The organism is Pseudomonas koreensis, assembly GCF_024169245.1.
In the GTDB taxonomy this organism is placed as follows: Bacteria; Pseudomonadota; Gammaproteobacteria; order Pseudomonadales; family Pseudomonadaceae; genus Aquipseudomonas; species Aquipseudomonas koreensis_F.
In genome coordinates this window covers 1,298,990-1,319,524 of sequence record NZ_JALJWP010000001.1, presented here as the reverse complement: position 1 = coordinate 1,319,524, position 20,535 = coordinate 1,298,990, and the positions used below count along the sequence as shown (strand labels likewise).

General features: G+C 60.4%; 18 protein-coding genes. 11 read left to right on the top strand and 7 right to left on the bottom strand.

Annotated elements, in window-relative coordinates; all coding sequences use genetic code 11:
* Positions 1–74 precede the first annotated feature (74 nt).
* Positions 75–1,100, bottom strand: a complete 1,026-nt coding sequence (locus J2Y90_RS06130; protein ID WP_253497499.1) for a LysM peptidoglycan-binding domain-containing protein — start codon at positions 1,098–1,100, stop codon at positions 75–77.
* Positions 1,101–1,259: 159 nt separating this feature from the next.
* Between J2Y90_RS06130 and def the strand changes: the two genes are divergently transcribed.
* The 5 genes from def (at position 1,260) to J2Y90_RS06105 (ending at position 5,935) form a co-directional block, all read left to right on the top strand.
* Positions 1,260–1,766: a peptide deformylase gene (def, locus tag J2Y90_RS06125; protein ID WP_042608254.1), complete on the top strand. Its 507-nt coding sequence runs from the start codon at positions 1,260–1,262 to the stop codon at positions 1,764–1,766.
* A gap of 57 nt (positions 1,767–1,823) precedes the next feature.
* Positions 1,824–2,783 carry a methionyl-tRNA formyltransferase gene (gene fmt, locus J2Y90_RS06120; protein WP_253497496.1) on the top strand — a complete coding sequence of 320 codons (960 nt, stop codon included), beginning with the start codon at positions 1,824–1,826 and terminating at the stop codon, positions 2,781–2,783.
* Positions 2,780–4,090 (top strand): 16S rRNA (cytosine(967)-C(5))-methyltransferase RsmB, encoded by a 1,311-nt coding sequence (gene rsmB, locus J2Y90_RS06115; protein WP_253497493.1) that lies wholly within the window; start codon positions 2,780–2,782, stop codon positions 4,088–4,090. The genes fmt and rsmB overlap by 4 nt, the downstream gene beginning before the upstream one ends.
* A gap of 21 nt (positions 4,091–4,111) precedes the next feature.
* Positions 4,112–5,488 carry a Trk system potassium transporter TrkA gene (trkA, locus tag J2Y90_RS06110; protein ID WP_042608251.1) on the top strand — a complete coding sequence of 459 codons (1,377 nt, stop codon included), beginning with the start codon at positions 4,112–4,114 and terminating at the stop codon, positions 5,486–5,488.
* 132 nt (positions 5,489–5,620) lie between these two features.
* Positions 5,621–5,935, top strand: a complete 315-nt coding sequence (locus tag J2Y90_RS06105; RefSeq protein ID WP_253497491.1) for a tetratricopeptide repeat protein — start codon at positions 5,621–5,623, stop codon at positions 5,933–5,935.
* Positions 5,936–5,986: 51 nt separating this feature from the next.
* Here J2Y90_RS06105 and J2Y90_RS06100 read toward each other — a convergent pair whose 3' ends face one another.
* Positions 5,987–6,874, bottom strand: coding sequence for a lysophospholipid acyltransferase (locus tag J2Y90_RS06100; protein WP_024014955.1), 888 nt, complete (start codon positions 6,872–6,874; stop codon positions 5,987–5,989).
* A 41-nt stretch (positions 6,875–6,915) separates the two neighbouring features.
* Positions 6,916–7,473 carry a DNA-3-methyladenine glycosylase I gene (gene tag / locus J2Y90_RS06095; protein ID WP_253497488.1) on the bottom strand — a complete coding sequence of 186 codons (558 nt, stop codon included), beginning with the start codon at positions 7,471–7,473 and terminating at the stop codon, positions 6,916–6,918.
* 81 nt (positions 7,474–7,554) lie between these two features.
* Between tag and glyQ the strand changes: the two genes are divergently transcribed.
* The 4 genes from glyQ to J2Y90_RS06075 all read left to right on the top strand — a co-directional run bounded on the left by glyQ (position 7,555) and on the right by J2Y90_RS06075 (position 11,966).
* Positions 7,555–8,508, top strand: a complete 954-nt coding sequence (glyQ, locus tag J2Y90_RS06090) for a glycine--tRNA ligase subunit alpha (protein WP_003187265.1) — start codon at positions 7,555–7,557, stop codon at positions 8,506–8,508.
* Positions 8,505–10,559, top strand: a complete 2,055-nt coding sequence (gene glyS / locus J2Y90_RS06085) for a glycine--tRNA ligase subunit beta (protein ID WP_253497485.1) — start codon at positions 8,505–8,507, stop codon at positions 10,557–10,559. Before glyQ ends, glyS begins: the two co-directional genes overlap by 4 nt.
* A 4-nt stretch (positions 10,560–10,563) precedes the next feature.
* The gene (gene gmhB, locus J2Y90_RS06080) at positions 10,564–11,103 is read left to right on the top strand and encodes a D-glycero-beta-D-manno-heptose 1,7-bisphosphate 7-phosphatase (RefSeq protein ID WP_253505076.1); all 540 of its coding nucleotides are present in this window, start codon (positions 10,564–10,566) and stop codon (positions 11,101–11,103) included.
* Between the two features lie 83 nt (positions 11,104–11,186).
* Positions 11,187–11,966, top strand: a complete 780-nt coding sequence (locus J2Y90_RS06075; RefSeq protein WP_253497482.1) for a lysophospholipid acyltransferase family protein — start codon at positions 11,187–11,189, stop codon at positions 11,964–11,966.
* A gap of 167 nt (positions 11,967–12,133) precedes the next feature.
* Here the strand turns inward: J2Y90_RS06075 and J2Y90_RS06070 are convergent, their stop codons facing one another.
* Positions 12,134–13,669, bottom strand: a complete 1,536-nt coding sequence (locus J2Y90_RS06070; protein ID WP_253497480.1) for a sensor histidine kinase — start codon at positions 13,667–13,669, stop codon at positions 12,134–12,136.
* 164 nt (positions 13,670–13,833) lie between these two features.
* Between J2Y90_RS06070 and J2Y90_RS06065 the strand changes: the two genes are divergently transcribed.
* Together J2Y90_RS06065 and J2Y90_RS06060 are read left to right on the top strand one after the other, a co-directional pair.
* Entirely contained in the window at positions 13,834–14,553 is a 720-nt protein-coding gene (locus tag J2Y90_RS06065) for a response regulator transcription factor (protein ID WP_253497477.1), read from the top strand.
* Between the two features lie 47 nt (positions 14,554–14,600).
* Positions 14,601–15,791 (top strand): CgeB family protein, encoded by a 1,191-nt coding sequence (locus J2Y90_RS06060; protein WP_253497474.1) that lies wholly within the window; start codon positions 14,601–14,603, stop codon positions 15,789–15,791.
* Positions 15,792–15,864: 73 nt separating this feature from the next.
* Here J2Y90_RS06060 and gyrB read toward each other — a convergent pair whose 3' ends face one another.
* The 3 genes from gyrB to dnaN are packed head-to-tail and all read right to left on the bottom strand — an operon-like array spanning position 15,865 to position 20,509.
* The gene (gyrB, locus tag J2Y90_RS06055; RefSeq protein WP_024014948.1) at positions 15,865–18,282 is read right to left on the bottom strand and encodes a DNA topoisomerase (ATP-hydrolyzing) subunit B; all 2,418 of its coding nucleotides are present in this window, start codon (positions 18,280–18,282) and stop codon (positions 15,865–15,867) included.
* Between the two features lie 5 nt (positions 18,283–18,287).
* Positions 18,288–19,391, bottom strand: coding sequence for a DNA replication/repair protein RecF (recF, locus tag J2Y90_RS06050; RefSeq protein ID WP_253497472.1), 1,104 nt, complete (start codon positions 19,389–19,391; stop codon positions 18,288–18,290).
* A 14-nt stretch (positions 19,392–19,405) separates the two neighbouring features.
* Positions 19,406–20,509, bottom strand: a complete 1,104-nt coding sequence (dnaN, locus tag J2Y90_RS06045; protein WP_007911887.1) for a DNA polymerase III subunit beta — start codon at positions 20,507–20,509, stop codon at positions 19,406–19,408.
* Positions 20,510–20,535: the final 26 nt, after the last annotated feature.

The following is a 20,535-nucleotide window of genomic DNA, read 5'->3' as shown; positions in this document are numbered from 1 at the left end:
TCCTTGATCGTTCTATGCTCCGAACCATTCGGAACAAGCTGTGGATAACTCTGTTGGTAACTTGTTAAGCAAGCTTACGGATTTCGCACCTTGTCGAGCACCGCCAGCGAACGTGAAGCGTTGAGCACCAGGCCGTAACTGAGTTTGTCGTAGGTGCGGAACACCATCAGCAGGCCGGCGCGTTCATCGGGAATCTTCAGCGGCTGGCCGGTGATCCGGTCGCGCACGGTTTCACCGGTTTTCATCACCGCCAGGACATTGCCTTCGGCCAGACCATCGCGCTTGCCCTTGTTCAGGGTGACCACGTCCATCACGCCGATCTGCGTGACGCCACGCGGCACATCGATGATCACGCCGTCGATGGAACGCTTCGGCGCGCTGGGCATGAAGGTCGAATTGATCGAACGTTCTTCACCGCCGAACAGGCGGTCACCGAGGCGCACTTCCTGGGTGGTGCGCTGCAGGGCGAGGGTAGCGACATCGCCTTCGGTGGCAACGATCTCGCCGCCGCCGATATCATCGGCGTTGATGCCGAGAAACTCCTTGGTCTGCGGGTCGGTGTAGACCTTGCCCTGGCGGAAGATGCCGTACACCGGTTGCTCCGGATCGAAATGGCCGCGGGCGAAGATGCGGTCACCGGTGCCACTGAGCACCCGCTCGGCATCGCCGGCGACGATGTACGGCGCCTTGTCGAAATCTTCAGCCTTGTCGACGATGCGGTTGCTCAGCAGAAAGCTGTTGATCGATTTCAGCGGAATGCTCGGAATCGCCTCGGCCACCGGACTGGTGCGAATCCGTGGCGAGAGCTTGATGGTGCCGCGTGACTCGCCACGGTTGACGGTCAGTTGCGGCTGGCCGTTGACGTAGCTGAGGGTCAGCGTGTCGCCGGGATAGATCAGGTTGGGGTTTTCGATCTGCGGGTTGGCCCGCCACAGTTGTGGCCATTGCCAGGGCTCGCGCAGGTATTTGCCGGAAATGTCCCAGAGCGTGTCCCCGGAAACCACCGTGTATTGCTGTGGAAAACCATCCCTGAGTTGCACTTGCCCTTGAGCGCCGCCGGCCGCAGCCAGAAGCAGCAGGGCGAGTAGTGTTTTCCTCATGCAGTGAATCCCTTTATCATGTGCATTCGCGTGAATCGTCAGAGCCCCCGTGGCTCGCTTCTGTTTTTCAGAAGCTACGCTTCACAACGGTAGCCTGCATCTTCGGACCCGCCAGGCCATCGACCCGACTTTACTCAACGTGTGCAGCAATCGAAGCCTATGGCCATTTTAAACATCCTCGAATTTCCGGACCCGCGTCTGCGCACTATCGCCAAACCAGTGGCTGTAGTGGACGACGAAGTGCGTCAGTTGGTCGACGACATGTTTGAAACAATGTATGAAGCGCCGGGCATCGGCCTCGCCGCGACCCAGGTCAACGTGCACAAACGTATCGTCGTGATGGACCTGTCCGAAGACCGCACCGAGCCAAGGGTATTCATCAACCCCGAGTTCGAACCGCTGACCGACGACATGGACCAGTACCAGGAAGGCTGCCTCTCGGTACCGGGCTTCTACGAAAACGTCGACCGCCCGCAGAAGGTCAAAATCAAGGCGCTGGACCGCGACGGCAAGCCCTATGAGCTGATCGCCGAAGGCCTGCTCGCGGTGTGCATCCAGCACGAATGCGACCACCTCAACGGCAAATTGTTCGTCGATTACCTGTCCACGCTCAAACGCGACCGGATCAAGAAGAAGCTGGAAAAGCTGCACCGCCAGAACGCTTGATGCCCCTCTTCAAAGGCTTGCTGCGGCAAGCCTTTTTCTTTTTATGAGACGCTTTTCATGACTGAGCCACTGCGCATTGTTTTTGCCGGTACCCCGGAATTTGCCGCCGAACACCTCAAGGCCCTGCTGAGCAGCCCGTACGAGATCGTCGCGGTCTACACCCAGCCGGATCGCCCGGCCGGCCGTGGGCAAAAACTCATGCCGAGCCCGGTCAAACAACTCGCGTTGGAAAATAATATCCAGGTGTTGCAACCGCCGACCTTGCGCAATGCCGACGCGCAGGCAGAACTGGCCGCGCTGAAGCCGGACTTGATGGTGGTGGTCGCCTACGGTCTGATCCTGCCGCAAGCGGTGCTGGATATTCCGCGCCTGGGCTGCATCAACAGCCATGCGTCGCTGCTGCCGCGCTGGCGTGGTGCGGCGCCGATCCAGCGCGCGGTCGAACACGGTGATGCCGAAAGCGGCGTAACCGTGATGCGCATGGAAGCCGGTCTCGATACCGGGCCGATGCTGCTCAAGGTGGTCACCCCGATCAGTGCTGAAGACACCGGCGGCACCCTGCATGATCGCCTCGCCGAGATGGGTCCACCCGCCGTGGTCCAGGCGATTGCCGGTCTGGCTGCCGGCACGCTGGAAGGTGAGGTGCAAAACGATGAGCTCGCCACCTACGCGCACAAACTCAACAAAGACGAAGCGCGCATCGACTGGAGCCGTCCGGCGCTTGAGCTTGAACGCCTGGTACGCGCCTTCAACCCGTGGCCGATCACCCACAGCACGCTCAATGGCGAAGCGTTGAAAGTGCTGGCCGCGACAGTGGCTGAAGGCACTGGCGCTCCGGGGGAAATCCTCAGCGCCAGCAAGGACGGCCTGACCGTCGCCTGCGGCGAACAAGCGCTGTGCCTGACCCGCCTGCAACTGCCCGGCGGCAAGGCCCTGAACTTCAGCGACCTGTTCAACAGCCGCCGCGAGAAGTTCGCCGTCGGCAGCGTGCTCGGCGCAGCGGTGGACGCGCAATGAACCCGCGTCTGGCCGCCGCCAAGGCCCTCGCTGCCGTGCTCAGCGGCAAGGCTTCGCTGAACAGCTCACTGCCGACGCAACTGGACAAGGTCGAGGATCGCGATCGCGGTTTCACTCAGGATCTGGCCTTCGGCACGGCGCGCTGGCAGCCACGCCTGGCGGCACTGGCGGAAAAGCTGCTGCAGAAACCGTTCAAGGCTGCTGACGCCGACGTCGAAGCACTGCTGTTGGTCGGCCTCTACCAATTGCTCTACACCCGCGTACCGGCCCACGCCGCCATCGGCGAAACCGTCGGTTGCGCCGACAAGCTGAAAAAGCCTTGGGCCAAAGGTCTGCTCAACGCCGTGCTGCGAAATGCCCAGCGCGAAAGCGAGACGATTTTCGCCGAACTCGAACGCGACCCGGTGGTGCGCACCGCTCACCCGCGCTGGCTGCAAAAATCCCTCAAGGCGTTCTGGCCGGAACAGTGGGAAGCGATCTGCGACGCGAACAACGCGCATCCGCCGATGATCCTGCGGGTCAACCGCCGCCATCACAGTCGCGATGCTTATCTCGCGCTGCTGGGCGAAGCCGGAATCGCCGCAACGCCGTGCGTGTACAGCCGCGACGGCATCGTCCTCGAGGCCGCCGCCGACGTGCGCAGCCTCCCGGGTTTCGCCGAAGGCTGGATCAGCGTGCAGGACGAAGCCGCGCAACTGGCCGCCGACCTGCTCGATCTGGCGCCCGGCCAACGGGTGCTCGACGCCTGCTGCGCCCCTGGCGGCAAGACCTGCCACATCCTCGAAGCCGAACCGGCGCTGGCCGGCGTGGTGGCGGTGGATCTGGAAGCCAAACGGCTGGTGCGCGTTAAGGAAAACCTTGAACGCCTCGGCCTCAACGCTGAACTGATCGCTGCCGACGGTCGCGATACAGCGAAGTGGTGGGACGGCAAACCGTTCCAGCGCATCCTCCTCGACGCGCCATGCTCGGCCACCGGGGTGATCCGCCGCCATCCGGACATCAAGCTGACCCGCCAGCCCGACGACATCGCCGCCCTCGCGCAACTGCAAGGCGAGCTGCTCGATGCGATGTGGAAAACCCTCGAGGTCGGCGGCATCCTGGTCTACGCCACCTGCTCGACACTGCCGACCGAGAATACCGAAGTGATTGCCGCGTTCCTCGAGCGCACCCCCGGTGCCCGCGAACTGGATCTGGCCACGGCCGCCGGAATCAAGCAGCCCCATGGTCGCCAATTGCTGGCCCAGCAGGGCGGACATGACGGTTTCTACTACGCCAAGCTGATCAAGATCGCTGCCGCGCGCGGCTAAACGGATTCATGGAGTGACTGGATGAAAATCATCATCCTCGGTGCGGGACAGGTCGGCGGTTCGCTGGCCGAACATCTGGCCAGCGAGGCCAACGACATCACCGTGGTCGACACCGACGGCGAGCGCCTGCGCGACCTCGGCGACCGCCTCGACATCCGCACCGTGCAGGGCCGGGGCTCGCTGCCCTCGGTGCTGCGTCAGGCCGGTGCCGACGACGCCGACATGCTGGTCGCGGTGACCAACAGCGACGAAACCAACATGGTCGCCTGTCAGGTCGCCCACACGCTGTTCCACACGCCGACCAAAATCGCCAGGGTGCGCGAAGCGTCGTACCTCAACCGCGAGGAACAGCTGTTCCAGAACGAAGCGATTCCGGTTGACGTGCTGATCAGCCCCGAGCAAGTGGTGACCAATTACATCAAGCGCCTGATCCAGCATCCCGGCGCCTTGCAGGTGATCGACTTCGCCGAAGGCGCGGCGCAACTGGTGGCGGTGCGCGCCTATTACGGCGGGCCGCTGGTGGGTCAGCAACTGCGCCAGTTGCGCGAGCACATGCCGAACGTCGAAACCCGCGTGGCGGCGATCTTCCGCCGTGACCGGCCGATCCTGCCGCAGGGCGACACGGTGATCGAAGCCGATGACGAAGTGTTCTTCATCGCCGCCCGCGAAGACATCCGCGCGGTGATGAGCGAAATGCGCCGCCTCGACGAAACCTACAAACGCATCGTCATCGCTGGCGGCGGGCAAATCGGTGAACGTCTGGCCGAGGCCATCGAAAGCCGTTATCAGGTGAAGATCATCGAGATGAGCCCGGCGCGCTGCCGCTACCTCTCCGACACCCTCGACAGCACCGTGGTCTTGCAGGGCAGCGCCTCGGACCGCGATCTGCTGCTGGAAGAGAACATCGCCGACGCCGATATCTTCCTCGCCCTGACCAATGACGATGAAGCCAACATCATGTCCTCGCTACTGGCCAAACGGCTGGGGGCGAAGAAGGTCATGACAATCATCAACAACCCGGCCTATGTCGACCTGATCCAGGGCGGCGACATCGACATCGCCATCAGCCCGCAACTGGCGACCATCGGCACCTTGCTCGCGCATGTGCGCCGAGGCGATATCGTCAGCGTGCACTCACTGCGACGCGGTGCGGCGGAAGCGATCGAAGCGATTGCCCACGGTGATGCCAAGTCGAGCAAGGTCATCGGCAAGCCGATCGAGAAGATCGGCCTGCCACCGGGGACCACCATCGGCGCGGTGATCCGCAACGAGAAAGTGATCATCGCCCACGACCACACGGTGATCGAAGCGGGTGATCATGTGATTCTGTTCCTTGTGGATAAAAAGCATATTCGCGATGTGGAGAAGCTGTTTCATGTGGGGTTGAGCTTTTTCTGAGGTTGATCGTTCCCACGCTCCGCGTGGGAATGCAGCCCGGGACGCTCTGCGTCCCATAAGCGCACGCAGAGCGTCCAATGAGGCATTCCCACGCGGAGCGTGGGAACGATCACTCAAACGAGGTTGCAAAAAATGCTCGAATCCCTGGAAAAAATGCTCGCCAAGGGTGTGGATAACGCTCTTCTGCGCTTCGGCCTGGGCAAGGGTTATCTGGACCTGAGCGAAAACGCCAGGGCTGCCGAGCATCTTCAGCGCTGTGTAGCGTTCGATCCGAAATACTCGGCAGCGTGGAAGTTGCTGGGCAAGGCGCACTTGGCGCTGGGCGATCACGCCGCTGCGCGTCAGGCCTGGGAGCAAGGCCTGGAAGCGGCCCGCGCTCATGGCGACAAGCAGGCCGAGAAAGAGATGACAGTGTTTCTGAAGAAGCTTGAGCGGCAGGCGCCTTGAGCTACAGATAGCGCAAGGCGTCTGCATTGACCGTCACCCTACCGAAGCTGCTCAGTACCAGCGAGCCTCGCCCGGCGGGCGTTTCTTGAAGCGCTTCATGCTCCACATGTACTGACTCGGATACGCCGCCACATAACGCTCGACCACTTTGCTCATGGCTGCGCAGGACTCTGCGGTATCGGTGCTGTACATCGCTTCGGGCGCGGCTTCGAGGATCACTTTGTAGCCCGAGCCGTCAGGCAGGCGCAGGGCATGCAGGAACACGCCGACCGCTTTGCCGCCGGCGAGCATGTTCGGCACGAATTTGCTGGTCAGCGCCTGCGTGGCGAAAAACGGCACGAAGATTCCGGCGGATTCGGCCGGTTCCGGGTCAGCGGGAATGCCCACGGCACCTCCCTTACGCACTTCCTTGATCACACTGAGAATGCCTTCCTTGGTCGACGCAGCGACCTTGTTGCCCAATTGCACGCGCTGCTTGCGTAGCAATTCATCCACCGCCTTGAGCTTCGGCGGACGGTAAAAAATGATCGGCTTGCACTGGCTGCAATAGAAGTGGTTGAGCACTTCCCAATTGCCCAAGTGGCTGGTGATACCGACCACGCCTTTACCCGAAGCCAGCGCATCCTTGAGCACATCGAGGCCTTCGACTTCGCGGACCAGGTCGATCGAACGCTGCGCCGGCCAGATCCATGCGCAGGCGCTTTCGGTCAGCGACTTGCCGATGTCCTTGAGGCTCTGCCCGACCAGACGCTCGCGCTCGGCCGCATCCATCTGTGGAAAACATTTGGCGAGGTTGATCCGCACCACGTCGCGGGAGCGGTTGGGGGTTTTCCACATGATCCAGCCGATCGCCGAACCCACGGCCTGCACGGCCCGCCATGGCAGCAGGGCAAACAGCCGCAGAGCGCCTACCAGCAAGGCGCCTTTAAACTTTTCCACAGGTCACTCCTGATCTTTGTGCTGTGCGCGAGGCGGTCATTCTAACCGCCGTTGGCAAGCTGCGCGTAGCGGTCGCAATCGCGGGTGTGGTCCATGACCATGCCCGAGGCCTGCATCAGCGCGTAGCAAATGGTCGGGCCGACGAAGGTGAAGCCGGCTTTTTTCAAAGCCTTGCTCATTGCCAGCGCTTCGGGGGTGATCGCCGGGACCTCGCTGCGATCCTTGAAATGGTTGATGATCGGTTGGTCGCCAACGAACGACCAGAGAAACGCCACCGGATCCTCCAGCGCCAGCCAGGCCTGAGCGTTGCGCCGCGCGGCGTTGAGTTTCAGGCGATTGCGAATGATGCCCGGATCGAGCATGAGTTCGTCGATCTCGGCGTCGCTCATCTGCGCCACGCGCTGCACATCGAAGCCGAACAGCACCTGACGATAACGCTCGCGTTTGCGCAGCACGGTGATCCACGACAGCCCGGCCTGGAACCCTTCGAGCAAAAGCAACTCGAACAAACCCTGCGCATCGCGTAGCGGCGTGCCCCACTCCTGATCGTGATAAGCCATGTACAGCGGATCTTCGGTACACCAAAAGCAGCGTGGCATAAGGCTCCAGGGGGCGTGCGCAGCAACGAATCGGGTATACTCCCGCTCTTTAAATCGCAGCCCAAGAAACAGGTGAATTTCGTGAGCCAGCCTACGCCAGCCGTGCGTACCTTCCAAGACTTGATCCTCGCGCTCCAGCAATACTGGGCCGAGCAAGGTTGTGTGGTACTTCAGCCCTACGATATGGAAGTAGGCGCCGGCACTTTCCACACCGCGACCTTCCTGCGCGCCATCGGCCCGGAAACCTGGAACGCCGCGTACGTGCAGCCAAGCCGCCGTCCGACTGACGGCCGTTACGGCGAAAACCCGAACCGTCTGCAGCACTACTACCAGTTTCAGGTTGTCCTGAAGCCTAACCCGGACAACTTCCAGGAACTGTATCTGGGCTCGCTCAAGCATGTCGGCCTCGACCCGCTGGTCCACGACATCCGCTTCGTCGAAGACAACTGGGAATCGCCGACCCTCGGCGCCTGGGGTCTGGGCTGGGAAGTCTGGCTCAACGGCATGGAAGTCACCCAGTTCACCTACTTCCAGCAAGCGGGCGGCATCGAGTGCTACCCGGTGACCGGCGAGATCACCTACGGGCTCGAGCGCCTGGCCATGTACCTGCAAGGCGTGGATTCGGTCTACGACCTGGTCTGGGCTGACGGCCCGTTCGGCAAAGTCACTTACGGCGATGTGTTCCACCAGAACGAAGTGGAGCAGTCCACCTACAACTTCGAACACGCCAACGTCGACAAACTGTTCGAGCTGTTCGACTTCTATGAAAGCGAAGCCAAGCGCTTGATCGAACTCGACCAACCGCTGCCGTTGCCAAGCTACGAAATGGTGCTGAAGGCGTCGCACACCTTCAACCTGCTGGATGCGCGCCGGGCGATCTCGGTGACCGCGCGTCAGCAATACATTCTGCGCGTGCGCACCCTGGCGCGTTCCGTTGCGCAAGCCTACCTGCTGGCACGCGCCAAGCTGGGCTTCCCGATGGCGACCCCGGACCTGCGTGACGAAGTACTGGCCAAGCTGGAGGCTGCACAATGAGTGCGCAAGATTTTCTGGTTGAACTGGGCACCGAAGAACTGCCGCCAAAAGCCCTGAACACGCTGGCTGAAGCGTTCCTCGCCGGTATCGACAAGGGCTTGCAAGCCGCCGGCCTGAACTACGAAAGCAAAACCGTGTATGCCGCGCCGCGTCGTCTGGCTGTGCTGATCACCGCGCTGGCCACCCAGCAGCCGGATCGCAGCATCAACCTCGATGGCCCGCCACGTCAGGCCGCGTTCGACGCTGACGGCAATCCAACTCAAGCAGCACTGGGCTTCGCCAAGAAGTGCGGCGTCGACTTGAGCGAAATCGACCAGAGCGGTCCGAAACTGCGCTACAGCCAGAACATCGCCGGCAAGCCGACCGCGAGCCTGCTGCCGACCATCGTCGAAGATTCGTTGAACGACCTGCCGATCCCGAAACGCATGCGTTGGGGTGCGCGCAAGGAAGAGTTCGTGCGTCCGACCCAGTGGCTGGTGATGCTGCTCGGTGATCAGGTCATCGACTGCACGATCCTCGCGCAGAAGGCTGGCCGCGATTCCCGTGGTCACCGTTTCCATCATCCGGAAGCCGTGCGTATCGGTTCGCCGTCGAGCTACCTCGCCGACCTGCGTGCCGCGTACGTATTGGCCGATGCCAACGAGCGTCGCGAGATCATCAGCAAGCGCACCGAAGAACTGGCCACGCGCCAGGAAGGCACCGCAATCGTGCCACCGGCGCTGCTCGACGAAGTGACCGCGCTGGTCGAATGGCCGGTGCCGCTGGTGTGCTCGTTCGAGGAACGTTTCCTCGACGTGCCGCAGGAAGCGCTGATCACCACCATGCAGGACAACCAGAAGTACTTCTGCCTGCTGGATGCCGACGGCAAGTTGCTGCCACGTTTCATCACTGTGGCCAACATCGAAAGCAAAGACCCGCAGCAGATCATCGCCGGTAACGAGAAAGTGGTGCGCCCACGTCTGACCGACGCCGAATTCTTCTTCAAGCAGGACAAGAAGCAGAAGCTCGAAGCGTTCAACCTGCGCCTGCAGAACGTGGTGTTCCAGGAAAAACTCGGCAGCGTCTACGACAAGGCCGAGCGCGTATCGAAACTGGCCGCGTACATCGCCGCACGCATCGGCGGCAACGCTTCGTGGGCTGCCCGCGCAGGCCTGCTGTCGAAGTGCGACCTGGCCACCGAAATGGTCGGCGAGTTCCCGGAGATGCAAGGCGTCGCCGGCTACTACTACGCCCTCAATGACGGCGAGCCGCAGGACGTCGCGTTGGCGCTGAACGAGCAGTACATGCCACGCGGTGCCGGCGCGGAGTTGCCGGCGACCCTGACCGGTGCAGCCGTGGCCATCGCCGACAAGCTCGACACCCTGGTCGGTATCTTCGGTATCGGCATGCTGCCAACCGGCAGCAAAGACCCATATGCCCTGCGCCGTGCTGCGCTGGGTGTGCTGCGTATCCTGATTGAAAAGAAACTCGATCTCGACCTGAACGACGCCGTGGCTTTCGCCGTGACTGCGTTCGGCGGCAAGGTCAAGGCTGCCGGCCTCAACGAGGCGGTGCTGGAGTTCATCTTCGACCGTCTGCGGGCGCGCTATGAAGACGAAGGCGTCGATGTCGCAACTTACCTGTCGGTACGTGCGCTCAAGCCGGGTTCGGCGCTGGACTTCGACCAGCGTGTACAAGCGGTGCAGGCCTTCCGCAAACTGCCGGAAGCGGCAGCGCTGGCGGCGGTGAACAAGCGTGTGTCGAACCTGTTGAGCAAAGTCGAAGGCTCGGTACCGACCGTGGTCGAGGCCAAGTACTTCGACAATGCCAACGAGTTCTCGCTGTACTCGGCGATCCAGCAAGCGGATCAGGCTGTGCAACCGATGGCCGCGGCGCGTCAGTACAACGAATCGCTGGCCCGCCTGGCGGCACTGCGCGAGCCGGTGGACGCGTTCTTCGATGCGGTGATGGTCAATGCCGACGACGCCAATGTGCGGGCCAACCGTTACGCGCTGCTCGCGCGTCTGCGTGGTCTGTTCCTCGGTGTTGCCGACATTTCGCTGCTGGGTTGAGGTACTGCTGTTGAAACTGCTGATTCTCGATCGTGACGGCGTGATCAACTACGACTCCGATGCCTACATCAAGTCGGTGGAGGAGTGGATTCCGCTGCCCGGCTCGATCGAAGCGATCGCGCAGTTGAGCAAGGCCGGCTGGACGGTGGCGGTGGCCACCAACCAGTCGGGCATTGCTCGCGGTTATTACGACCTCGCCACCCTCGATGCCATGCACGCGCGCCTGCGCGAACTGGTGGCGGAGCAGGGCGGTGAGGTCGGCTTGATCGTTTATTGCCCGCATGGCCCGGATGAAGGTTGCGATTGCCGCAAGCCGAAACCGGGGATGCTGAAGACCATCGCCGCGCATTACAACGTCGAGCTGGCCAATGTCTGGTTCGTCGGCGACAGCCTTGGTGACCTGGAGGCCGCCAAAGCCGTCGATTCACAGCCAGTTTTGGTGAAGACCGGAAAAGGCGGGAAGACTCAGGGCAAGACCCTGCCGGTTGGCACTCTGATTTTTGACGATCTGGCGGCGATTGCCGCAGAACTTATCCACAACTAGAGTACTTCTGAATTTCCTGGCCAGGGATTGCTCGGGAGTGCGCTTGAACAGTCGGGCATTGCCCCGTAACGGTAACCGTCGCCATGTCGATACTGCGGGCCTTCAGAATCTTTGTTTTTTATCTGCTGCTGGGCACAACAGCGTTGCTGTGGTGCAGCCTGAGCTTTTTCATCGCGCCGTTCCTGTCCTTCAAGGCGCGCTATCGTTTCATCAACGTGTACTGGTGCCGTTGCGCCCTGTGGCTGACCAAGGTGTTTCTCGGTATCCGCTACGAAATCAAAGGCGCGGAAAACGTGCCGGACCGGCCCTGCGTGATTCAATCGAACCACCAGAGCACTTGGGAGACATTCTTTCTCTCCGCTTATTTCTCGCCCTTGAGCCAAGTGCTCAAGCGCGAATTGCTTTACGTACCGTTCTTCGGCTGGGCCATGGCCATGCTGCGGCCGATCGCCATCGACCGCGACAACCCGAAGGCCGCGCTCAAACAAGTCGCGGCCAAAGGCGACGAGCTGCTCAAGGACAACGTCTGGGTGCTGATCTTCCCTGAAGGCACGCGAGTCCCCTACGGCACCGTCGGAAAATTCTCCCGCAGTGGCAGCGCATTGGCCGTGAATGCGGCGCTTCCGGTACTGCCGATTGCACACAATGCCGGCAAATTCTGGCCAAAAATCGGCTGGGGTAAACAGTCTGGAGTGATCAGCGTGGTCATCGGCGAACCGATGTATGCCGAAGGCAGCGGGCCGCGCGCCATCGCTGAGCTGAATGATCGTGTGCAGGCGTGGAACGAGAAAATCCAGCGCGAAATGGGCTCGCTGCCACCGGCGCCACAGGCCCCGGCCGCAAGTGATCGACTGGCTGTCTGAATTTTGTGGATAACCTGTGTACGCTTTCGCTTCAAAAGACCGTAATCGGTCTCTAACTTATTGATTATTATAGATATTTATAAATAGCGGAATTGAACGAAATCCGTGCATAAGTTTTATTCGGATGTAAAAAAACCGGCTGTTATAGCCGGTTTTTTTGTGCCCGTTCATTCGGCAATCAGCGGCAACTCGATGCGGAATGTGGTTCCCGCATTGACCACGCTGTGACATTCGATGGTGCCGCCATGATGGTCGATCACAGCCTTGACCATCGACAAACCCAGGCCCACACCATCGATACCTTGGGCCGAGGAAAAACGCCGATACTGGCTGAACAGGTCAGGCAATTCATCGGCCGCAATCCCCTTGCCCTGATCCGCCAACTCGCAGCGCAACCGCTGCCCGTGACAACTGACCTTCAGTTGCACAGTGGTGTCTGCCGGGCTGTACTTGATCGCGTTCTCCAGCAGGTTGAACAGGGCGCGCGTCAGCAATCCCTGATCGGCCATAAGCAGGCGCTCCTGACATTCTTCATCGACTTGATTCAGCAGTTCGATCTGTTTCTGCTGAGCGATAGGCAGGGCCTGATCCAGTACGTCCAATACCAGCATCGCGAATAACGTCGGGCGGAACTGGTAGGTCTCGGACTCAGCTCGCGCCAGCAAGACGAATCCATCGGTCAGATCCAGCGCGCGGCGCACTTGACGCTCGATCTGCTCGAACAATGGCGCATCAGCGCCCACCTGATGGCGATGCACATCGAGCAAGGCGAGGATGGCCGAATGTGGCGCGCGCAGATCATGGGAGAGAAAGCGCAGCAGAACACCGCGCTGCTCCTCAGCCGCACGCTCGGCACTCAAGTCAGTCAGGCTGAGCAACCAGCCGATCGGCGTATCGCCGTCGACCGGCAGCAGCGCCGCTCTTTCCAGGCGCAGACTGCGTTCCTTGTGATCGCGAAATTCCAGCAGCGCCAGCGTGGCCAGCGGCGGTCGCGGCGCTGTGGATAATTCCGGATAGCCGAGTCGTGCCAGTTGATCGAGCACGTCATCGCCCACCAACGGATCCTCGAACAATTCGCGTGCTTTGCGATTGCCCAGCAGAATCTTGCCCTGCGGATCACTGATCAGCGTCGCCACCGGCAGGTATTCCAGGCCATCGGCAATGAAGCGCCGGGTATCGCGGGTGCGGCTCATGGCTTGTTCGAGCGCCATGATCTGGCCTTGCAACTGGTCGGCACCGGTGAAACGACTCCGGCGTCGTTCCGGGAAGACTTTCGGCTCGCTGTCCAGACGCGCCAGCTCCCAGCCGAAGTAAGTCAGGACTACGCTCAGGCGTCGCCAATTCCAGATCAGGTAACCGAACAACATGCCCAGCGCGGCTGGCGTTGGCGACCACCAGTAGCGGACTTCGGCCAGTATTGCGCTGCCGATGAGCGCGCACGCCATGCCGACCAAGGTGACCCACAGCGCCCAACGAGGCCGCCACAGCAATAATCCCAGCACACATGCCACCATCGCCACCGACAGCAGCGCGCCGGGCGCCAGCGAAGGATTGTGCAGAGTGAATTGGGCGCGGTAAGACAGCAAGGCAGTCAGCGGCAATAGCACCAGGCTTATCCACAACCACTCGCGCACCAGTCGCCGGAACAGACGCTGGACCTGGCTCGGCTCACGACTTTCACGTCGGCGTTGAGGGTTACGCATGAGGCAAAGGGCAGGGCAATGGAAATGGTTTCATAGGGCTCAGGTCTGAGGCGTAGACCCGAAGAATCATAGCGGACGTCGACCACCGACGGGCCGCTTCTTTCATCGCGGCTGTAGAGTGGTTATTGTCGACATCCCAGCCCCAGCGACAAGGAACACCGCCGATGCGCGTTGCCATTCTGGACGACGAACCCGCCGAACTGCGCCGGGTTGAGCAAACCCTGGAACAAATGGCCGAAGCCGGCGAGCAGCCATGGTCACTGCACAGCTTCGAGCGCGGCGAAGACTTGTTGCGCCAGCTGCGTCGGGAGACTTTCGACCTGCTGATCCTCGACTGGCAACTACCGGACCTGACCGGCCTGGCGCTGCTGCGCTGGACCCGCGAACACATGGACGCGCCACCCGCTGCAATCATGCTCACCAGTCGCGATGGCGAGAACGATATCGTTCAAGCCTTGAATGCCGGCGCCGATGACTATGTCAGCAAGCCGTTTCGCCCCAATGAATTGAAGGCGCGGGTGGCAGCGGTATTGCGTCGGCACAGCCAACCGCGCAGCGCGGCGGGTGAAGTGCAGACGTTCCACGATCTGACTTTCGACGACGCCGAACTGACCGTCACCCGTGAAGGCAAACCGATTCTCATGACCGAGCGCGAATATCGCCTGGCGCGATGTCTGTTCAGCAACCTGGGTCGGCCGCTGTCGCGGGATTATCTGTATGAGCGCTTCTGGCCGAACGAAGAGACCACTTCCTCGCGACCGCTGGATACGCACATCTACCGGCTGCGCAACAAGCTCGGGCTGACGGCGGATCGGGGTTGGCAACTGCTGACGATCTATGGATATGGGTATCGGTTGGAGAGCGTGGCGACCGGGAATGAGTGAGCCACGACGGCCGGAAAATTATCAAAGATGAAAAAGGTCTGAGGGAATTGACTGCGTATTCCGAACAATCAAAAACCGCCGCCTCTATTGTAGTGTTCGAGGCCACCGTCATTTCGGGCGACTGTGCCGAGGCATTGCAGACTCTGGGTCTGCGCGTGACAACGCTCGCGCTGAACGAAGACAACGTCATGGGGCTGATGAGTTCGCGACCCGACTATGTGCTCACGATCAACTTCAATCAGTACATCAGTGAAGTCTGCGAGCTGCTGAAAATCCCTGACCTGGCCTGGGTGATCGATACCCCGTGTTACCCGATCTACGACAAGGCCATCAATCATTCCCACAGCTTTACCTTCATTTACGACGCGGCAGTGGCCCGGCGGCTGAGGCAGAGCGGGGTTCGTCAGGTCTACCATTTGCCGGTCGCGGCTAACCTGGAGCGCATCGGTCGGATCGATTTTGAAACGCCGGATTCACTGGCGGAATATGACATCAGTTTCGTTGCCAACCTGACCCGCACTGAGTATCGAACCTCGATATTGCCGCATCTGTCGGCGCAGACGCGCGAAGGTTGCAAGCGCCTGATCGACTCGCTGGATCGGCCCGACGGTTTCGCGAACCTGTCGACGCAGCTGGGTGATGAATTCATCAGCACCCTCAAGCTGGAGTCCAACTACCCGCTCGCGGGCGATCGCTATTTGTCGGTGGCGGAAAAACTGGCTTACCTGCTGGGCAGAGAGCATTCGTGGCAGGAACGCATTGACGTTATCCAACAGCTCGAAGAACGCTTTTGCGTTGCAGTCTACGGTAACGAGGAATGGCAGGCTCAGACAGGCAGCTACGTCGGACATGCCGACCACTTCACTGAGATGCCAAGAATCTTCCAGCGCTCGAAAATCAACCTCAACATCATTCGCTCGTTCGTCGAATCCGGCCTGCCGATGCGCGTGTTCGATGTGCTCAGCTGTGGCGGTTTCCTCGTCACCAACGACAAGGAGGATCTGCACAGGCTGTTCACCGACGGCAAAGATCTGGTGATCTACCGCGACATTCGGGATCTGATCGAAATCTGCGGCTATTACCTTGAGCATGATGAAGAGCGTAGAGCGATTGCCCAGCAGGGCAGGGCGACACTGGCGCAAAACCATACCTTCGTGCAGCGCATGAGCGACATGCTGTCCACGGTGCAGAGTGAGCTGCGCGGTGAGCCGGGGGCATTCAGCCGGTGGTATCGCTGAACTCGTTGCCTCAGGCATAAAAAAACCCCGGCGCACTGGCCGGGGTTTTTCATGAGCGAGCAAACAACCGGGATCAGAAATCCAGATTGGAAACCGCCAACGCGTTGCTTTCGATGAAGTCTCGGCGAGGTTCGACCGCATCACCCATCAGGGTGTTGAAGATCTGGTCTGCACCGATGGCGTCTTCGATGGTGACTTTCAGCATGCGCCGCACGCTCGGGTCCATGGTGGTTTCCCACAGCTGATCCGGGTTCATTTCGCCCAGACCTTTGTAGCGCTGGATGGTGTGGCGCTTGGTGCTTTCGGCCATCAGCCAGTCCAGGGCTTCCTTGAACTCGGTAACGGCTTTCTTGCGTTCGCCACGCTGAATGTATGCGCCTTCGTCGAGCAGGGTACTCAGTTGCGCGCCCAGGGTGACCACGGTTTTGTAATCATTGCTGCCGAAGAAGTCGCGGTTGAAGGTGACGTAGTTCGACAGGCCGTGGGAGATCAGCTCGACCTCTGGCAGCCAGACGCCACGTTCACGGTCTTCACGCAGGCTGGCCTTGTAGACCAGGCCGGACTTCTCGTTGGTACGCAGGCGAACTTCGTACTGGGCCAGCCACTCTTGCATCGCTGCGTGGTCGCCGAGGGTTTCGAGGCTGACGGCCGGCAGGTAGATGAAGTGCTCGGTCAGCTCCTGCGGGTACAGGCGCGACAGACGCTTGAGGGTCTTCATGACCATGCGGAAGTCATTCACCAGACGCTCGAGCGCTTCACCGGAAATGCCCGGGGCTTCTTCGTTCAGGTGCAGGCTTGCATCTTCCAGGGCCGACTGCGTCATGTACTCTTCCATGGCGTCGTCGTCTTTGATGTATTGCTCTTGCTTGCCTTTCTTGACCTTGTACAGCGGCGGCTGGGCAATGTAGATGTAGCCGCGCTCGATCAGCTCGGGCAACTGACGGAAGAAGAAGGTCAGCAGCAGGGTACGGATGTGCGAACCGTCGACGTCAGCATCGGTCATGATGATGATGTTGTGATAGCGCAGCTTGTCGATGTTGTACTCTTCGCGCCCGATGCCGCAGCCCAGCGCGGTGATCAGCGTGCCCACTTCCTGGGACGAGATCATCTTGTCGAAACGGGCCTTCTCGACGTTGAGGATCTTGCCCTTCAACGGCAAAATGGCCTGGGTCTTGCGGTTACGTCCCTGCTTGGCAGAGCCGCCCGCGGAGTCACCTTCCACCAGATAGAGTTCGGACAGCGCCGGGTCTTTTTCCTGGCAGTCAGCAAGCTTGCCCGGCAGGCCGGCGATGTCCAGCGCGCCCTTGCGGCGGGTCATCTCACGGGCCTTGCGCGCGGCTTCCCGGGCACGGGCGGCGTCAATCATCTTGCCGACCACCAGCTTGGCTTCGTTGGGGTTTTCCAGCAGGAAGTCGGAGAAGTACTTGCCCATTTCCTGTTCGACCGCGGTCTTCACTTCGGAAGATACGAGCTTGTCTTTGGTCTGCGAGCTGAACTTCGGATCCGGCACTTTCACCGAGATGATCGCGGTCAGGCCTTCACGGGCGTCGTCACCGGTGGTGGCGACTTTGTGCTTCTTCGCCAGACCTTCCTGCTCGATGTAGTTGTTCAGGTTACGCGTCAGCGCCGAGCGGAAGCCCACCAGGTGGGTGCCGCCGTCGCGCTGCGGAATGTTGTTGGTGAAGCACAACAGGTTCTCGTTGAAGCTGTCGTTCCACTGCAGGGCGATTTCCACGCCGATGCCGTCTTCGCGCTGGATGTTGAAGTGGAACACCTGGTTGACCGCAGTCTTGTTGGTGTTCAGGTATTCAACGAATGCTCGCAGGCCGCCTTCGTACTTGAACAGTTCTTCCTTGCCGCTGCGCTCATCCTTGAGGACGATGCCGACACCGGAGTTGAGGAAGGACAGTTCACGAATGCGCTTGGCGAGGATGTCCCAGCTGAAGTGAATGTTCTTGAAGGTTTCGCTGGAAGCCTTGAAGTGGATCTGGGTACCGGTTGTTTCGCTGTCGCCAACAATGGCCATCGGTGCCTGAGGCACGCCGTGGACGTAGGTCTGTTCCCAGATCTTGCCGCTGCGGCGAACGGTCAGCACCAGTTCTTCGGACAATGCGTTCACTACCGACACACCTACACCGTGCAGACCGCCGGAGACCTTGTAGGAGTTGTCATCGAACTTACCGCCAGCATGGAGGACGGTCATGATGACCTCGGCGGCGGAAACGCCTTCCTCTTTATGCACGTCTACCGGGATGCCACGACCGTTGTCTTTAACGGTGATGGACTCGTCCGGGTGGATGATGATGCTGATGTCGTCGCAATGGCCGGCGAGGGCTTCGTCGATCGAGTTGTCGACCACCTCGAACACCATGTGGTGCAGACCGCTGCCATCGTCGGTGTCACCAATGTACATACCGGGACGTTTGCGTACGGCATCCAGGCCTTTCAGCACTTTAATGCTCGTTGAGTCGTACGTATTTTCTTCGCTCAATGCCTTCACTCCCGGTGGTCGTGGGTCTGGGTGATACGGCCCTGTTCCACGTGGAACAAAGCGACTGGCGTTTCAGTCTGCCAGCCTTCCCTCAGTAATTCGTGATCTACACAGGTGATGAACACCTGGCAGCGTAAGTCTTCCAGCAAGCGGCACAGCGCGTGACGGTGACTCTCGTCCAGCTCGGACGGCAAGTCATCCACCAGATAAATACACTGACCGCGGCGGGCCTGGCTGACCAGGTGCCCCTGGGCAATCCGTAGCGCACAGACCACCAGCTTCTGCTGACCCCGAGACAAGATGTCCGCGGCATTGTGTGCGCCCAATCTGAGACGCAAATCAGCGCGTTGCGGGCCGGCCTGGGTATGCCCCATCTGCTGGTCCCGTTGCACGGATCCAGCCAGTACGGCGCTCAAATCGCGGTCCTTGTCCCAGCCTCGGTAATAGCTGAGCGTCAAACCCTCGAGCTCAACCAGTTCGCTCAAGGTCTGTTCGAAGACCGGTTTCAAGGCTGTGATGTAAGCGCGACGGTATTCATCGATTTCAGCGCTGGCCTGGCACAGTTCCCTGTCCCAAACCGCTTGCGAAACGGCGTCAAGTGTACCATGCCGCAGCCAGGAGTTTCTCTGGCGCAAGGCCTTCTGCAAACGCTGCCATGTCGCCATGAAACGCGGTTCGACGTGAAACACACCCCAGTCGAGAAACTGCCGGCGAATCTTCGGCGCACCTTCCAGCAGGCGGAAGCTGTCGGGGTTGATCAACTGCAGTGGCAGGATCTCCGCCAGCTGCGCGGCGCTGCGGGCGTTCTGGCCGTCGATGCGAATCTGGAACTCGCCCTGACGATCGCGGGAAATACCCAAGGCACTGTGCCCGCCTTCAGCCAGTTCAACCTGACCAAACACGGTACACGCGAGCTGTTCGTACTGAATCACCGGCAAAAGCCGCGTGCTGCGAAACGAACGGGCGAGCCCCAGCAGATGAATGGCTTCCAGAACACTGGTTTTGCCGCTGCCGTTGGCGCCGTAAAGAATGTTGATGCGGGGGGAGGGGGAGAAGGTCACCGGGTGCAGATTGCGCACCGCGGTGACCGAAACACGACTTAACGACATTCAGGATCAGCTGATTACAGACGCATCGGCATGACAACGTAAGCCGAGTCGTCATTGTCGGACTCTTGCACCAGCGCGCTGCTGTTGGAGTCGGACAGGATCAGGCGAACCTGCTCGGTGGTCATCACGCCCAGCACGTCGAGCAGGTAGCTGACGTTAAAGCCGATTTCCAGGGAGCCGCCGTTGTATTCAACGCCCACTTCTTCTTCCGCTTCTTCCTGTTCCGGGTTATTGGCTTGAATCTTCAACTGACCGCTGGCCAATTGCAGACGGATACCACGGTACTTTTCGTTGGACAGAATCGCGGTACGGCTGAACGCTTCGCGCAAGGCCTGGCGATCGCCCAATACCAGCTTGTCGCCGCCCTTCGGCAGCACGCGCTCGTAATCCGGGAATTTGCCGTCGACCAGTTTCGAGGTGAAAGTGAACTCGCCCGTGGTGGCGCGGATGTGGTGTTGGCCCAGCACGATGCTGACGTTGCCGTCCGGCTCGGTGAGCAGACGTGCCAGCTCAAGGATACCTTTGCGCGGTACGATCACCTGATGGCGATCAGGCTGGCCGATATCGGCTTTCATCGAGCACATGGCCAGACGGTGACCGTCGGTGGCTACCGCGCGAATGATGCCTTCAGACACTTCCAGCAGCATGCCGTTGAGGTAATAACGCACGTCCTGCTGGGCCATGGCGAAGCTGGTGCGTTCAATCAGACGACGCAGTTTGCTTTGTTCAAGGCTGCAAGTCAGCGAGCCCGGACCTTCTTCTACAGTCGGGAAATCGTTGGCCGGCAGAGTCGACAGGGTGAAGCGGCTACGGCCTGCCTTCACCACCAGCTTCTGCTCGTCGACCTTGATGTCGATCAGTGCATCGTTGGGCAGGCTTTTGCAGATATCCATCAGCTTGCGCGCAGGCACGGTGATGGAACCTGTTTCAGCCGGCTCTTCGAGTTGCACACGACCAACCAGTTCGACTTCAAGGTCGGTACCGGTCAGCGACAGTTGCTGGCCTTCGACAACCAGCAGCACGTTGGAGAGTACCGGCAAGGTCTGTCGGCGCTCGACGACGCCTGCGACCAGTTGCAGGGGTTTCAACAGGGCTTCGCGTTGAATGGTGAAATGCATGGTCTAGTCCCTTGCCTTAATAAGCT